Origin of the sequence: Pantoea sp. IMH (assembly GCF_000599885.1) — a bacterium.
In the GTDB taxonomy this organism is placed as follows: domain Bacteria; phylum Pseudomonadota; class Gammaproteobacteria; order Enterobacterales; family Enterobacteriaceae; genus Erwinia.
Genome location: NZ_JFGT01000006.1, coordinates 369,759 through 385,174 on the forward strand (window position 1 = coordinate 369,759; position 15,416 = coordinate 385,174).

General features: G+C 54.0%; 15 protein-coding genes and 1 pseudogene. 7 read left to right on the top strand and 9 right to left on the bottom strand.

Annotated features, from left to right (window positions below):
- Positions 1-98: 98 nt before the first annotated feature.
- The 6 genes and pseudogenes from EA20_RS0116170 to EA20_RS0116190 all read right to left on the bottom strand — a co-directional run bounded on the left by EA20_RS0116170 (position 99) and on the right by EA20_RS0116190 (position 5,630).
- Positions 99-563: a hypothetical protein gene (locus tag EA20_RS0116170; protein WP_024967815.1), complete on the bottom strand. Its 465-nt coding sequence runs from the start codon at positions 561-563 to the stop codon at positions 99-101.
- Between the two features lie 30 nt (positions 564-593).
- The gene (locus EA20_RS0116175; protein WP_024967816.1) at positions 594-1,541 is read right to left on the bottom strand and encodes an HpcH/HpaI aldolase/citrate lyase family protein; all 948 of its coding nucleotides are present in this window, start codon (positions 1,539-1,541) and stop codon (positions 594-596) included.
- Between the two features lies 1 nt (position 1,542).
- Positions 1,543-2,577, bottom strand: a complete 1,035-nt coding sequence (locus tag EA20_RS20875; RefSeq protein WP_235192673.1) for a cysteine protease StiP family protein — start codon at positions 2,575-2,577, stop codon at positions 1,543-1,545.
- Positions 2,578-2,634: 57 nt separating this feature from the next.
- Positions 2,635-3,396, bottom strand: a pseudogene (locus EA20_RS21155) (hypothetical protein); the annotation flags it as partial.
- Positions 3,389-4,522: a phosphoribosyltransferase domain-containing protein gene (locus EA20_RS0116185; RefSeq protein WP_024967818.1), complete on the bottom strand. Its 1,134-nt coding sequence runs from the start codon at positions 4,520-4,522 to the stop codon at positions 3,389-3,391. The pseudogene EA20_RS21155 and the gene EA20_RS0116185, both read right to left, overlap by 8 nt.
- Position 4,523: 1 nt before the next feature.
- Complete coding sequence (locus EA20_RS0116190; protein ID WP_024967819.1) at positions 4,524-5,630, bottom strand: ATP-grasp domain-containing protein; 1,107 nt, start codon at positions 5,628-5,630, stop codon at positions 4,524-4,526.
- Positions 5,631-5,938: 308 nt separating this feature from the next.
- Between EA20_RS0116190 and EA20_RS0116195 the strand changes: the two genes are divergently transcribed.
- From EA20_RS0116195 to EA20_RS0116220, 6 genes are all read left to right on the top strand, one after another.
- On the top strand, positions 5,939-6,529 hold the full coding sequence (locus tag EA20_RS0116195) for a TerD family protein (RefSeq protein WP_024967820.1): 591 nt from the start codon (positions 5,939-5,941) through the stop codon (positions 6,527-6,529).
- Positions 6,526-7,668, top strand: coding sequence for a TerD family protein (locus EA20_RS0116200; protein ID WP_024967821.1), 1,143 nt, complete (start codon positions 6,526-6,528; stop codon positions 7,666-7,668). Before EA20_RS0116195 ends, EA20_RS0116200 begins: the two co-directional genes overlap by 4 nt.
- A gap of 14 nt (positions 7,669-7,682) precedes the next feature.
- The gene (locus tag EA20_RS0116205) at positions 7,683-8,138 is read left to right on the top strand and encodes a tellurite resistance TerB family protein (RefSeq protein WP_024967822.1); all 456 of its coding nucleotides are present in this window, start codon (positions 7,683-7,685) and stop codon (positions 8,136-8,138) included.
- Between the two features lie 41 nt (positions 8,139-8,179).
- Complete coding sequence (locus EA20_RS0116210; RefSeq protein WP_024967823.1) at positions 8,180-9,208, top strand: TerC/Alx family metal homeostasis membrane protein; 1,029 nt, start codon at positions 8,180-8,182, stop codon at positions 9,206-9,208.
- A gap of 55 nt (positions 9,209-9,263) precedes the next feature.
- Entirely contained in the window at positions 9,264-9,842 is a 579-nt protein-coding gene (locus EA20_RS0116215) for a TerD family protein (RefSeq protein ID WP_024967824.1), read from the top strand.
- A gap of 76 nt (positions 9,843-9,918) precedes the next feature.
- A complete protein-coding gene (locus EA20_RS0116220) occupies positions 9,919-10,494 on the top strand; it encodes a TerD family protein (RefSeq protein WP_024967825.1) in 576 nt (191 codons plus the stop codon).
- Positions 10,495-10,628: 134 nt separating this feature from the next.
- Here the strand turns inward: EA20_RS0116220 and EA20_RS0116225 are convergent, their stop codons facing one another.
- Positions 10,629-11,654 carry a DUF3472 domain-containing protein gene (locus EA20_RS0116225; RefSeq protein ID WP_024967826.1) on the bottom strand — a complete coding sequence of 342 codons (1,026 nt, stop codon included), beginning with the start codon at positions 11,652-11,654 and terminating at the stop codon, positions 10,629-10,631.
- A 465-nt stretch (positions 11,655-12,119) separates the two neighbouring features.
- On the opposite strand from EA20_RS0116225, the gene EA20_RS0116230 reads away from it, so the two are divergent.
- On the top strand, positions 12,120-12,866 hold the full coding sequence (locus EA20_RS0116230) for an SDR family NAD(P)-dependent oxidoreductase (protein WP_024967827.1): 747 nt from the start codon (positions 12,120-12,122) through the stop codon (positions 12,864-12,866).
- 113 nt (positions 12,867-12,979) lie between these two features.
- Here the strand turns inward: EA20_RS0116230 and EA20_RS0116235 are convergent, their stop codons facing one another.
- Both EA20_RS0116235 and puuE read right to left on the bottom strand, forming a co-directional pair.
- Complete coding sequence (locus EA20_RS0116235; RefSeq protein ID WP_024967828.1) at positions 12,980-13,225, bottom strand: hypothetical protein; 246 nt, start codon at positions 13,223-13,225, stop codon at positions 12,980-12,982.
- Between the two features lie 577 nt (positions 13,226-13,802).
- Entirely contained in the window at positions 13,803-15,092 is a 1,290-nt protein-coding gene (gene puuE / locus EA20_RS0116240) for a 4-aminobutyrate transaminase (RefSeq protein WP_024967829.1), read from the bottom strand.
- Positions 15,093-15,416 lie beyond the last annotated feature (324 nt).

Consider the following 15,416-nt stretch of genomic DNA (forward strand, 5'->3'; position numbering starts at 1 on the left):
GGAAAGGGAAACCGGGAAGGAAGATGTTCAGCCGGTCCGGACAAGCGTTTCCGGAGATGGGGCCTACCGGCAGGGCAGACGCCCTGGCGAGCACGACGCTAACTGCATTCGTTTTTGAGATAATCGGCGATGCAGGCATCAACGAGCCGTTCAACGGCTTCGCTACGGTTAAGATCAAGCCGCCAGGCCATACGATCGATTTTGCGGATAACCGACATCCTGAGCGACAGAGAGACCGCCTTTTTCTTTTCTTTATCCAGAAAAACCGTGCTGCCTTGCGAGGCGGCCTGCTCACCATGCATTTGCTGCGCGGCCAGAGAGTCGCGCATTCTTCGCAGCTCTTTCGGCGTAAGCGTTCCTTTATTGACCATGGTGAAGCTGTGATTCGCTTTGGTGTAGCGAATTTCGACCGAATACGTTTCACGCAGCTCCTTCAGATCGCGCGTCAGCGTCGGGTCTGAACAGTGCAGCTCCGTAATAATCTTCTCTTTGCCCACGGGCTTTCCCGGGCTTAACATCACGGCCAGGATGAACTGCCGGGTTTGCTTAGTATTCAGTAACATATACTCACACCATCAGAAGAACGGATGCCGCTATTGGCGCGCCACAATGAGAACGTTATCCATGTCGTTTGGCGTTTTTATTCCCATATGCTGCGCACGTTCAAGAATCGCAGTGGCCCACATGCTGTGCGTTGCGGGTTCACACATTGCACCCTGAGACTTAAATACAGCCTTAACGGATGTGAGAATATGCACGGCATCTTCATAATCGTCCGGTTCCACCATAAAGGCGTGATAAATCGCCTCTAGCTGGCCGGGATGAATGGCCGTTTTGCCCACCAGCCCGTGCGCCACATCCAGCTCAAGTTCTTTTTGCAAAATGGCAGGATTGTCTATCAGCTCGCAAACCGGTGCGGTGAGATAAAAGCCTCTGGGAGCGAAGACGGAGACGAGCATTTTAATGACGTAACCCAGCGGACCCTCATAAAGCGTCATGCTGCGTGGGCGACGCATACCGATAACGCTCATTAAATCGTTGCCACCGATCCGTAGCGCCAGTATCCGGCTGTGGCAGGGATGGCACATCAGCGCTTCTGCCAGCGCAGTCATCTGCCCGACATCATAGACCTCACGCGTTTCCAGCGTCGGCATCAGCAACAGCTTCGTCGGCGCCAGAACGTCCCACCAGGCGGCAAGACTCGCCTGCGTGAACTTGGCCAGCACGAAGCCGTTGACGGCGGAGAGATCGCAGGAAGAGACCAGCTCGCGCGCCATCTCAACGCTGCGCGGACGGATAAATACCAGCGGCCATCCTTTCCCGTTGCCGTTTCGCTTCTCTTCGGCAATGTAAGTCAGCAACGTCCCCAGCTTCTGCAGCGCCAGCGGCACATCACGATCGGTGACCGCATCTTCCAGGCAGATTACCAGAGAGCGTAAGCCGGGAATTTTGTTATGCACGATCGCCTCTGCGATATCCTCGCGAAGAGCCGGCATATAAAGCGTTCCACCCAGCATAAAGGGTGAAATTGACTGATTCATATCAGACCACCTTTCTGATAATTGTCACTGCGCTGTACTGACCAATCGCTGCACCCACTTCCTGCACTTCAATGCCTTTCTGCGCAGCCAGGGCGATTAACAGCGAAACGTTAGGGTCGGTTTTATCCCTGACCAGGACATGATCGGGTACGCGGCGGAGCACGGCCCGCGTCGCTTCTGCAATGCCAGGCTTGATACGGTTAACGCTACTGACCTGATAGTGCGCACAAAGATCGCTGACAACTTTCAGGCTGGCGTCACGCTGGCCATGCTGCTGAGTGGTCAGCGCAACCGCCGCAGCAACTGCCGCGCTGTCAAGGCGGCGGCGGTGAACGTCCACGGTGTCAGCCAGTTTCTGGCTGCACTCAAACGCGTCAAGGTGATCGCAGCGCACGCAGCCGTGGAATCCAGTTTCCGACCAGATCGAACGGGAGACCATGCCTGAGACAGGCGCACCCATAATGCCAAAGGGGATCAGCCAGTCATCTTTTGAGGCGGCGAGCCAGGCACAGCCCGCCGGATCGGCAAGGACAACCAGACGCGGCGTCTCACCGTACCCCGGACGGTGACGGAGGCTGGCAACCAGCTCACCCGTAATCGTGCCTTTTCCGGTCCAGCCATCGACAAACACCACGCTTTGCGGATCGTGCCGCTGTTCGATCCAGGCAAGCGCTGCCTCGTCGATGCCGCGGTCACGGATGATACTGATGCCGTAATGACAGGACGTTTTTCCCATCTCGCTGAGCGCACGCTGCAGCATAACGCCCAGCGGGACGCCTGCCCGGACCAGACTCACCAGCACAATGGGCTTATCGCCATATTCAGCGGTCAGCCCTTTCGCCAGCATCATCACTTCTCTGGCCATACGCGGTGCGCCAGCCTCCAGCGACCGGTAGAAGATATCCAGGTGCTGGGCGGAAGGTGCCGGTTCCTGGCTGAGCATATCTGAGTAGTGGCGCGCGCCTGACTGGATAAGCTTTTCCTTCTCTTCGACAGGCGTCATTTCGAGCGTCACTGGCTGAAGCAAAAACTGCACGTCGGTTGAGCGGTAGGAGCCGTGAAAAGGGGCGGCTTCCGCTACGGCAGGTGCCTGAAACAGTTTTTCGTTGATCGCGCTGGCAAACTGGCTGCGTAACGGCATGCCGAACCAGTTGCAGTGCTTCATAAAGCTGTAATCGCTCAGGCTGTCGCCCAGGCCGAGCACCGGAAAAGCGCCGCGCTCAGCGCGTAATTTATCGAGCAGCCACAGCACGGCATGGCCTTTCTGCACGCAGTTCGGCAGCCAGGCGACATTATTGCCGTTGCGGTGAATGTAAAAACCGTCCGTGGAGTGGCTTTTCATCATGCGTTCGTTAAAGGCGTAAAGCGCCTCGATCTGCGTGCTGTCACGGTGCTTCATCACGAAATAGATCGGCTCGCCCTGATATTCGATGTTCATCCGGCACCAGGCATCAAGCCCTTCGCGCTCAAGCTGCTCACTAAAATGCTGGCACAGGTAAAGCAGACGATCTTTTATATTCGCCAGCTGCGTCAGCATGCTGTCCTGCCATTCCGGGTCCAGCGTGCCGTCCGGACGGGCGATCACCGCGCCATGGGTCATCACTTTCCATGACGAGAAGGGAATGGCGACGCGGGATGTTTCTTCCGTACCCCGGGCGGTCACCGGAATAAAATCCGTGGTATTCAGTAGCCACTCCACCATCGCCGCCTGCTCTTTATTCATAAAGCTGCGGGGCGCATGACTGCGGTCTAACGCACCTACCTGAACCGGGACTTCACCCAGTTCATCGATCATTTTCCGGCGCGTCTGGAAAAGCGTGTCATCCAGATCGCACAGCACCGTTGGCTTATTCATAACTGATAACCTCGACCCGAGGGGCCACAGAATGCGTTAACGCGTCAATCAGGGTAGGGCAAACCGATGCCTGCGCCGTTTCCACACAAATGAGTATGCGGTCAAACTGCTGGTGAGCAACGTTATAGACGAAATTAGGAATGCCCAGCCCGTAGTTGTCGCTGAAGGCGAGGGTGGACTGAATCGCAAGGCCCGGCGCAATGGGCGAGCGCGTCAGGGAACTGAATTTCACGTCGGCACCAGCAAGCTCCAGCTGTTCCGCCAGTAAAAAGGGCGGCCAGACAAATTCGCCTGAGCCCAGCACCAGAATCTTCTCGGCTGGAAATGCTACGCGCGGCGGCGTGATAGCGCAGCATGTTTCATCCATGCCCAGCCGCCCCCAGTCCTGCCGGGCCGATACCGGCCAGCTGCCGCGCGCCGTGACATTGACCGAAGGCATCACCGGCACCGGCGCACCGGGCCGCGGCGTCCACGCCCAGCTCCCTTTCACCAGCGAAACGACCTCTACCGGCAGCGGGCAGTTTTCCCGCAGCGCGTCACCGCTCCAGTCGGTCAGGGTGACCGTCACCACGCGCTCAATGCTGGTCAGCCCTGCCTCACGCAGAGCAGCAAGCAGATTAATAAAGGTGTTACCCGTGGTGGCCTCGTCGTCGATTAAAACCAGCGTCCGGGCAGTAAGCGCCCGCTGGCGTAACTGTGGCGCCTGGGGGAGATAGATCAGGTGATCGGTGGCATGGCTGTGATTCTCTTTAAATTCACAGAACAGTTCACCGTCCACGGGATGGCGTGTGCTGGTGATAAAAACCGGCTCGGCAATTTGCCTGCGCGCTTCGCGAAAGATCCCTGCCGCCATGCCGACAGCCGTCTCCGCCATGCCGATAAAGAGTACCGGGCCCGGCAGGGTGGCGGGAAGTTGTCCGGCCAGCTGGCGATAGGTCGCCTGCATCGTTGACGGACTTACCGGAATATGACGGCCCAGCACTTTGCTGACAAACAGAAAGGCCCGCCTGGGATTTCTGCGCTCTGCAATATCAAAGAGCGTGTCCAGCGGGATCGCAGAGGCGGTATTAACGCTCAGCGTGCCGCCGGATAATTCCCGCTGATAGCGTTGATGAAGCTGTGACATATTAATCAACCTGAGACAAAGTAGGGACACTATAACTGTGCAGCGTTGCCAGCGTTTGCGGCACGGGCTGTACGGCGTGTGTGGGTTTGACGGTGCGTTCACGAAAAGCCTCTGCCGCGAGAATGGATGATTCGTTCACCAGTCCAAGCTGCCTCAGCGCAAATATGCCTGGCAGGTTAACGCCGCTGTGCAGCGTATAGCCAACGCCGCCGGATGGCCGCAGGTTCGTTTCCAGCAGGTAGGGTTTACCATCGGTAAAGTGACGAGTCTGGACGTTTATTAATCCATCCGCTTTCATCACCTGTGCGCAGGCAATCGCCAGCTCATACGCCTCGCCATGCTGTTCAAGCCTCTGTCCGTCGCTGGTTTTGCAGCGTGAAACCGCCGCCAGCACCTCACCCTTTTCCACCACCATATCCACCGATCGTTCAGGACCAGGTAGCCAGGGCATAAACAGCATGGGCGGGGAGATCGCACCCGCGCTTTCCGCCTGTTTCAGCGCGAGAAGATAGGTATCCGGATGAACCTGGCGTCGATCTGACTGCTGAAAACAGGCCATCAGCGACGCGTCTTTATCCAGCGTCCAGAAACCCATCCCGTAAATGCCCTCTACCGGCTTGATACAGGGCAGGACGTCCACCGTTCCCGGCTGAGCGTAATGTGCCTCCAGCAGGTGCGAAAGCTCATCCGCAGTGGTAAAGCGTTGCGCATCAACCACGGGCAGCCCGTGTCGTTTCATCAGCTGGCTAAAGGCATATTTATCATCGGCAAGGTTGAACGTCTCCCGGTTAAGCGCGCCCGTCGTCAGGAGAATGCCCATCTTTTCAATAGCCTGACGGTGCTCTTCAAACCAGACGCCGTTTTTGCCGGTATGAATGGCGCAGACAGCGTGGGTCGCCGCCACATGTCGGATAAAGGCCAGACGAGCTTCATCTGCTGCCGGTTCAAGGTAGGAAAAATCAGCCTCAGCCAGGATCTCTAAACGAGGCTGGCGGTGGGAAGCGATAATCTGAAAATCAGCCCCTGTCGTCACACGTGCCTTTCTGACCGCGGACAGAATGTCCCGCTGGCACGACAGGCCTTCCATAAACCAGATTGCTGATCCCATTCTTTCCTCATTGGCTGTGGCCGGTTTTAGCATAGCGAATCAGTGTAAGGGCTGGCTGAAGAATATGTCAATCATATTATGATAACAGGATCGCTATTGGAACTTATGTAAAGTTAAGCAATTAAATCTATAGTTATTCTTTCCGTTAAATATAAAAAATATCTTTATAATCAAAAAATTGAATGTATTTACAAATCATATGATGATTGAAGAGTTGTGGAAATAAGTAAGCATGTTATGATTTAGATGTTTCGGGCTTGATGCTCATTTTACGCAGCGAATGTACAACTCAACATTAAGGACTTACGATGGTCTCTTTGAGCAAGAATCAGACGATTTCTCTGGCTAAGCAAAGCAGCGCCCTCTCACAGATTCAGTTCGGTCTGGGCTGGGATCCGGTGAAGAAAAAAGGCGGATTTCTCGGTGGGTTATTCGGCGGCGGTAGTGACAGCATCGATCTCGACGCAAGCTGCGTGTTGCTTGATGCCCAGGGCAAGGTAATAGATACCGTCTCGTTTCGCCAGCTGTCGTCCAAAGATGGTGCCATCGTGCATACCGGCGACAACCTGACCGGGGAAGGCGATGGCGATGATGAAGTTATCAAAGCCGATCTCAGTCGTCTTTCGCCCAACGTCGAATTCCTGGCGCTGACCGTTAACAGCTTCCGTGGGCAAACCTTTAATGAAGTGGACAACGCTTTCTGCCGCGTCCTGGATCAGAGCTCGAAAGAGCTTGGACGCTTCAGGCTGACAGAGCAGGGCTCACACACGGGCGTACTGATCGCTTCCCTGCGCCGTAGCGGAGGAGAGTGGAACTTTACCGCTCATGGCCTCGCCTGCACCGGGCGTACCGTTGAAGAGATGATGAGCCAGATCGTGGCGGCAGTGGTGAACGGATGAAACTGACGCCAGGGGGGAACGCCCCAATCCAGAATCAGTCAGTGACGGTACGCGTTGTCTCCAGCGCGCCAGTGGATGTCTCCTCTTTCCGCCTTTATGAGAGCGGCAAAGTGCGCGGCGACGCGGATATGATTTTTTACGGCCAGCCGGAAAACGATGACAAAACGGTCCGTTATTCGACGGCCGGCAACGACGCCCTTTTTACGGTGAATCTGCCTGCGTTAGGCGCAGACGTACAGAAAATCGCCTTCAGCGCCACCTGTGACGGCAGCCAGCTAATCTCGCATCTGAATAAGTTAGCCATTCAGATTGAGGTTAACGGCGCGGTGCAGCTGGTGGGCGAAGTGGAAACCGGCGGGCGTCAGGAAGCCGCACTTATCCTCGGCGAACTTTATCGTCGTAATGGTGAGTGGAAATTCCGTTTTGTATCTCAGGGATTTAATGGTGGTCTCCAGCCGCTTGCCGAGCATTTTGGCGTGGAGATTGCCGATACGCCGGCCCCGGCACCCGCTGCGCCACCGGCACCGAAGGTGAACCTGAGTAAAGTTTCCCTGACCAAGGAGAAACCCTCCATCAGCCTGGAAAAATGCGCGGACTTCGGCGAAATCCGGGTCAACCTGAACTGGAACCAGAGCAAGGAAAAGGCTGGCTTCCTGAAAAGCGCCTTTGGCGGCAACAAAGGCATCGATCTCGATCTTGGCGCCTTTGTGATGCTTCAGGATGGTGACCGCACTGTTGTGCAGGCGCTGGGCGATATGTTCGGCGATCTTTCCCGTAAACCCTATGTTCAGTTGCAGGGGGATGACCGGACGGGATCGGTATCAACCGGCGAATGGCTGCATATTAACGGCAAGCAGTGGAAAGAGATCAAGGAAGTGCTGATTTACGCCTATATCTATGAAGGCGCGGCGAGTTGGGAAAAAACCGACGGCATGGTCACCATCCATGTGCCGGGTCAGCCGCCGATTGAGAGCTTTATGAATGAAGGCGACAACAGGCGCAACATGTGTGCGATTGCCCGCCTGATGAATGAAGGTGGCGCGATTAAAGTGGAGCGTGTGAATCGCTTCTTCTCGGGCCATTCGGATATGGACAATGCATTTGGCTGGGGTTTCCGCTGGAAAGCGGGTTCAAAATAGGCAGGAGTGAAAAAATGAGTTTCTTTAACAAAGTTATGGGCGCAGTGAAATCGGGCCGCGAAGAACTGAGCAAGCAGGTGGGCCGCTTTAAAAACCGCGCTTTCCTTGAAGGCACCATTGCCGTCTGCGCCCGCATCGCGATCGCCAGCAACGGGGTCAGCGCGGAAGAGAAGCAGAAAATGATCGGTTTCCTGCGCAACTCACCTGAGCTGAGCGTCTTCAACAATGAAGAAGTGATCGCCGTTTTTGAAAAAATGGTGAAAAGCTACGATTTCGATTATGAGATCGGCAAAGGCGAAACCATGAAATACATCATGGCGCTGAAGAGTAAGCCAGAACAGGCACAGCTTGCGGTGCGCGTCGGTATTGCTATTGCGAAAAGCGACGGTGATTTCGATGAAAATGAAAAGAGCTCGGTGCGCGACATCATTACCGCGCTGGGTTTACAGGCACAAGATTTCGATCTGTAACCAGAACACAATAATAAACATCAATATCGAAGGGTAAATTAATGGAGTCCACACACATCGGCTTCCCGATTGAGACAGTCGCCGTTTTCGTTCTGCTCTCAGTCGGCGCGATTCTCATTGACCTGTTTATGCACCGGGGAGATAAGCCTATCTCCCTGAAAAGCGCCTCATTGTGGTCCATCTTCTGGATCGCGATGGCGATGGCATTTGCTGGCTTTTTATATGTTCACCATGGCGCAGAAGTGGCCAGCCTCTTTATTACCGGCTATGCGCTTGAGAAAGTGCTTTCCGTCGATAACCTGTTCGTCATGATGGCGATCTTCTCCTGGTTCGCCATTCCGGATCGCTTCCGCCATCGCGTGCTCTACTGGGGCATCATCGGGGCTATCGTGTTCCGTGGCATCTTTGTGGCGATCGGTACGGGTCTGCTGGCGCTGGGGCCGTGGGTCGAAGTGGTATTTGCGATCATTGTCGCCTGGACCGCCGTCATGATGCTGAAAAGCGGCGATGATGACGATGAAATCGAGGATTACTCGCAGCACATCGCCTACCGCATGGTAAAACGCTTTTACCCAATCTGGCCAAAGCTGCGCGGGAATGCGTTTGTGCTGAGCCAGAAGGAAGTGGATGAAGAACTGGCTAAGCCGGAGAACGCCGACGTCAAAATCGGCCGCGTTGGCAAGGCTGCACGCTACGCCACGCCAATGCTGCTCTGTCTGGCAGTGGTGGAACTGTCGGACGTGATGTTTGCTTTTGACTCCGTGCCTGCGGTCATCGCCGTCAGCCGCGAACCGCTGATTGTTTACAGTGCAATGATGTTTGCTATTCTGGGCTTACGTACGCTCTATTTCGTACTTGAAGCGCTGAAGCAGTATCTGGTGCATCTGGAAAAAGCCGTTATCGTCTTGCTGTTCTTTATTGCGGCGAAGCTGGGGCTTAACGCGACCGATCACTTCTTCCATCACGGGATTTCTATTGATGCGATGACCAGCCTGTTTGTGGTTATCGGTGTGCTGGTGCTGGGAATTGTCGCCAGCCTGATTTTCCCGGACAAAGAGGCCCGCTCGTAACCGGCGCGCCGGACCGCAAGACTTTAGTTAACTATTTAATTTGAGGATATCTGATATGGCAGTAACACTCTCGAAAGGCGGTAATGTTTCCCTGGCGAAAGCCGATCCGACCATGAAAAATGTGTTAATCGGTCTCGGTTGGGATAACCGTTCAACAGACGGTCAGGATTTCGACCTTGATGCCTCTGCATTCCTGTTAAAGTCTGATGGCAAAGTGCGCAGCGACGCTGACTTTATCTTCTACAACAACCTGAAAAGCGCGGACGGCTCCGTCGCGCATACCGGTGACAACCGGACGGGCGAGGGCGACGGCGACGACGAATCACTGATTGTGAAACTCGACAGCATCGCCAGCGACGTCGATAAAATCGTCTTTGTCGTCACCATCCATGATGCGCAGGCGCGTCGTCAGAGTTTTGGCCAGATTGCCAATGCGTTTATTCGTCTGGTAAACAACGACAGCAAAACAGAAGTGGCGCGTTATGACCTCTCTGAAGATGCCAGCACCGAAACCGCGATGCTATTCGGTGAACTCTATCGCCACAACGGCGAATGGAAGTTCCGCGCGGTCGGTCAGGGTTATGCCGGCGGCCTGGCCTCGGTCTGCGCTCAGTACGGCGTGAATGCTTCCTGATCGGAGATTAAGGCGTTTCTCTTAGCCCGCCGCCGCAGGTGACGGGCTTACCACACTAAAAGTAAGGACAGAAATCATGGCTGTATCTCTTGTTAAAGGCGGTAACGTTTCACTGACCAAAGAAGCACCAGGTATGACCAAAATCGTTGTGGGTCTGGGCTGGGATGCGCGCGTGACCGACGGCGCAGCATTTGACCTGGATGCCTCAGTTTTTATGGTCGGTGACGACGGTAAAGTGCTGAACGATAAATCCTTTATCTTCTTCAACAATCCGTCCAGCGCGGATGGCTCCGTGGTTCACCAGGGCGATAACCGTACGGGGGAAGGCGATGGCGATGATGAGCAGGTTAAAATCACCCTCTCTGGCGTGCCTGCCGATGTTAAAAAGCTGGTGTTTGCCGTGACCATTTATGATGCGGAAGCCCGTAAGCAGAACTTCGGCATGGTCAGCAACAGCTACATGCGTGTGGTAAATGAAGACAACAACAGCGAAATCGCCCGCTTTGATCTGTCGGAAGATGCCAGCACCGAAACCGCCATGATCTTCGGTGAGCTCTATCGTCACAATGAAGAGTGGAAGTTCAAGGCTATCGGTCAGGGCTTTGCCGGCGGCCTCTCTGCGCTCGCTTCGCAGCACGGCGTGTCCGTCTGATCATCTCAGTCTGAGACCCGAACCTGAAAACCCTGTCCCCGGACAGGGTTTTTTTCAACCTCACTGGCACCTCCGTAAAGGAAAACCAGCCAGATTTAAGGGAAGGAAATGGAATTAACCTCAGGGCAGGATGCTTAATTAGCGTTAATTTTTTTCCAGCTACTGCCATCAGACATATACATAATCTGCTCTCCTTTACTGACCCTTGATAAATCCCCATTGACACGAATTAATGAACTGTAACTGGCACGATGATCCACAAAAAGGGATTTCCACTTAAGCGTGTCGGGCTGGGGGAAATAGATATTGGGCGCCCAGCGACCATCACTGGCGCGAATAACCACCAAATCGGTACCTCTTAACATATTCGCGAGGGTTTCAGCAGACAGATCCTTTCCGTTAACAATTGACACTTCAGGGGCCGAAGGGGAGGCGACAGCGCCAAGGTTATTTACCGTATTGATACAGGCGTCATTATTACAGGCTGCCTGGACCACATAAGGGTCGTTACAATTGCCGTAGGTATAGGTACTCTGCGATGCCCTGGTTTTATCATCACCCATCGGGTTAAGGAAGACGGAACTTTGGTTTCCCATAACGTAACAGGAACTTAGCTGCCCCTCACCCTGAGAAAACTCTTCCACAAAACCGGAGGAAGCATAGAGCTTGCCAAAGGTTTCCGGAACCTCGATCACGCCTACCGTCGTTGATGTCCCATCCATCATATCTGTGACGACGCCCGTCACCAGATTACCCTCTTTGCTCACCTCCAGTTTATACTGGTGCCCTGTTTTCCAGGGAATAACCAACTGGCACTGCACGCCTGATCCCTCATGGTCAAACTGACTACAGTTTTCGCTTTTCCAGCTTTTTGCTTTCCAGACAGAAAAGTTATAAGCATGAACATCGTTGCCCCTGTTTTGCAAACCAATATAACCGCCATCGCCTTGTTTGAAGTAGAACTGGTTAGCCCAGTAATAGTGAGCATCCCTGCCGCCATCATTTATAATTTGTTGAAAAAAGGTGAGTTTTTTAAAGGCTGAATCCGCAGGCCACCTGTGCCCGATTGAAACGATCCCGCCTGCCACAACAGCGTGACTTAGTGGAGTTGCCAGGAGTAAAAGAGGCGCAAAATACTTACTTTTAATGCTAAAGCCCATAATTAATATCCTTTTAATTAACCTGAGTTACCATGCGAAAGTTCTTTTCATCGGTGTGAAATCACCAGCTTATTTAATCATAACAAGACGACGCTCTCAATTAAGTAAGCAGGTGTGTTTGCTTTAAGTTTAAGGAGGTTATTAGCGTTATTTACATTAAGCCCAGAGGCGTCAGTAACAGAGTGCTATTTCCTGAAAATATTTAGATTTTGAAACGGACTCTGTGCTGCTGAGGTTTTTGCCAGCCACAAATTGCGGCGGGTTAACAGACATTAATCCGCAATCTCCGCCAGCAACAATAGGTTTTTTATTGAAGGTCAAAGCAGAGGACGTTGCGCTATTCCATACTGAAAACGTCGCCAGCGAACCGATAACCGATCTCGCCGCTGCTAACGTCGGCACCGGGTGGCGAGATCCGGCATGCCCGGTAAGCTTTAAGCAAAAAACCACAACAGGAATCCAGTAATGCCGCATTTTTACAACCGTTACAGCAGTCTCGCCAGCAAAAAAATCCTTATCACCGGCGGCGCCACCGGCATTGGCCGGGAACTGGTGATCGCCTTCAGGCAGCAGGGCAGCGAGGTCAACTTTCTCGATATTGACGAAGAGAATGGCAGTGCGCTGGCACGGGAGACCGGGGCGCATTTTCATGTTTGCGACCTGCGGGATGTAGCGGCGCTCAGAGCGACGATCTCAGGCATCTCTCAGGCGGGTGTGGATGTGCTGATCAACAATGCCGCCCGCGATGACCGGCACGCTCTGGAAGACGTTTCGCCGGAATACTGGCGCGAACGTCTGGCCGTTAATCTCGACCATCAGTTCTTTGCCAGTCAGACAGTAGCGGGAGTGATGAAAAAGCAGCGACATGGCGTTATTCTCCTGACCAGTTCCACCTCTTTCAGAAACGGACGCCCCGGGATGGTCGGCTATACGACCTCAAAAGCGGCGATTATCGGACTCAACAATACCCTGGCGCGTGAGCTGGGTGAGTATGGGATCAGAGTCAACTGTCTGCTGCCCGGTGCCATTTCCACACCGCGCCAGGAAGCGCTCTGGCGCGGGAGTCAGGCGGAGGCGGAAATTCTGGCGAAACAGGCCATACCCATCCTGCTTCAGGCGCGGGACGTGGCGGCGATGGCGCTGTTTCTGGCATCCGACGACGCCCGCGGCTGCACGGCGGCAGAATTTGTGATTGATGCAGGCATCCGCTGATCGGGCTGTCTGCCGTCAGGTGTAGCCATTCGCTGAGAGGAATGGCTTATCTGGTGAGAGCGGGGGGCAACGTTATCTGCTGAATCCGCTCTCTGGTGGCTGGCTACTGGTTCTCAGAGATGATGCCGGCGCAGATAATCTGCCAGTTTCGCTTTTGCCGCCGCCAGATCTTCCCGTGCAATATCCCTGGCCACGCAGGCTTTCGCCGCGCTGATGACGAAGCTGTCAATATAGCGCGGCGTGCAAAGCACCAGATAATCCATCCACTCCTGATATCGTGCAAACATCGCATTGAAAGCCTGTTCGGCCTCGTCACTCAGTTGCCTGCCCTGTGTTTCAAAATCAATCTGTTCGCTCATTTACTCTGTCTCAGTTGGCTGACATAGGGAACTAAGCGCGCAGCGCTTGCCTGTATGATTTTACTTAAGGCACTCCAGTGCTGGCTGGCTTTCCGCAAATGACCGGAAATTGTCATGCGGGAGAATAAAGCGGTTATGTAATAAAACTATTGGTGCAGCAGGGCACAAACAGTTGACTTGAGTTTCCACCGACGCGACGAATACGCATCGATCGCACCCTTGATCAGCTCTTCTCTTTCAAACGGAATCAGAATTTTTCAGTAATGCATAAATCAGGTGCGCATTTAACTGCGTTTACCTCAACACACCATTGATCGCAATCAATCATGTGGCATCTATTAAACCCGTGCGTCGCCGCATCAGGTAAAAAAAGCCTTCCGGCAGGAGTACCGGTGGGGCGGAAATAAACCTGTTGACGACGGAAGCGATTTGGCGATGGCAGGAGCAGTGGGGATAAATAATCGAGGAAAACACCGGCGGTAATAGCCACCGGTGTTTTAATTGCCGGGTGATGACGAAAGAAATAGCCATATTTCTGGCGTCCGGGCGCAGCTACTGGCTGATAAGCAGCGCAGAATTATTCAGATTCATGATGAATCTCCAGGCCGGTGAGGGCATTTTTCAGGATGCCGAGCGCCTCCGCAAACTGCTGTTCCGGGATGGTGAGTGGGTATAAAAAGCGGATCACATTGCCATGCTGACCACACGTCAACAGCAGCAGGCCGTTTTCCAGCGCTTTTTTCTGGACTTTTTGCGCAATAGCGGCGGAAGGTTCGCCGGTGCCGGTGTCATAAAACTCAGCCGCGACCATTGAACCCGGCCCCCGCACTTCTGCAATAGACGGACACCAGGCTTTGGCTTCAGCCAGTAGCGCTTTCAGGCGCTGACCCAGAATTTCAGCCCGTTCACACAGGTTCTCTTCATCGATGATTTCCAGCACCGCATGGGCAGCGGCAAGAGAAAGCGGATTACCGGCGTAGGTTCCACCCAGCCCGCCGGGTGCCGGACTGTCCATAATATCCGCTCTGCCGGCAACGCCTGAAAGCGGCATGCCGCCTGCCAGGCTTTTCGCCATGGTGATCAGATCCGGTTTGTGCTGATAGTGATCCATGGCAAAGAGTTTACCGGTACGGGCAAAACCACTTTGGACTTCGTCGGCGATCATCACGATGCCATGCCGATCGCACAGCTGACGAATCGCCGCAATAAATCCGGGCGGTGCCACGTTAAAGCCACCTTCACCCTGCACGGGTTCAAAAATTATCGCGGCAACCTGGCTGGCTTCAATGTCACTTTTAAATAAGCGCCCGATGGCGGCGATAGCCTCTTTAGTGGTGACGTTATAGAGCGCCGAAGGGAAGGGCGCATGATAGATGGAGCCAGGGAAGGGGCCAAAGCCAACTTTATAAGGTGATACCTTGCCGGTCAGCGCCATGGTCATATAGGTGCGACCATGGAAGCCGCCGCCGAAGGCAATCACCCCCGGACGGCCCGTATGGGCGCGGGCGATTTTCACCGCATTTTCGACGGCTTCCGCGCCGGTGGTGAAAAACGCGGTTTTAGCCGGCCCGTCAATGGGGACAAGCGCATTAAGCTTTTCAGCCAGCGAAAGATAACTTTCATAAGGGACGATCTGATAGGCGGTATGGGTAAAACAGTGCAGCTGCTTTTCCAGCGCCTTGATCATTTTGGGATGACGGTGTCCCGTATTGAGGACGGCAATCCCCGCCGCGAAATCGATATACTGATTCCCTTCCACATCGGTAATAAGTGAATTTTCTGCCGTCTGGGCAAAGAAGCTACACATGACACCAATGCCACGAGGGGTTGCAGCAAGGCGGCGCTGTTGTAAATCGTTATTGCTCATAGATGCCTCCCTGTTCAGAAATCACTTTAGTCTAGTGGAGAAACAGGGGTTATCCAGAAACAGGTGCGCGCGGGTCTGTGAGCCGCTACCGGCGGTGTTACATATCATCCGGCGACATACGCCCGGCAACTGGCGCGCTGACAAACATGTCAGGTCAGCGGGGAGAGAATAGTCGCGCAGGTAAAAATCAGGCAAAGCGTGAAGGATAAACATTTACCGTTCAGATGCGCTGCGGATAAGCCATCCCGCTGACTTTGATAACAGAATGTCGCAGGCTGCGTTTGAATGCCGAATGGCATCGCAAAAAGGGCGCAGCCATTCAGG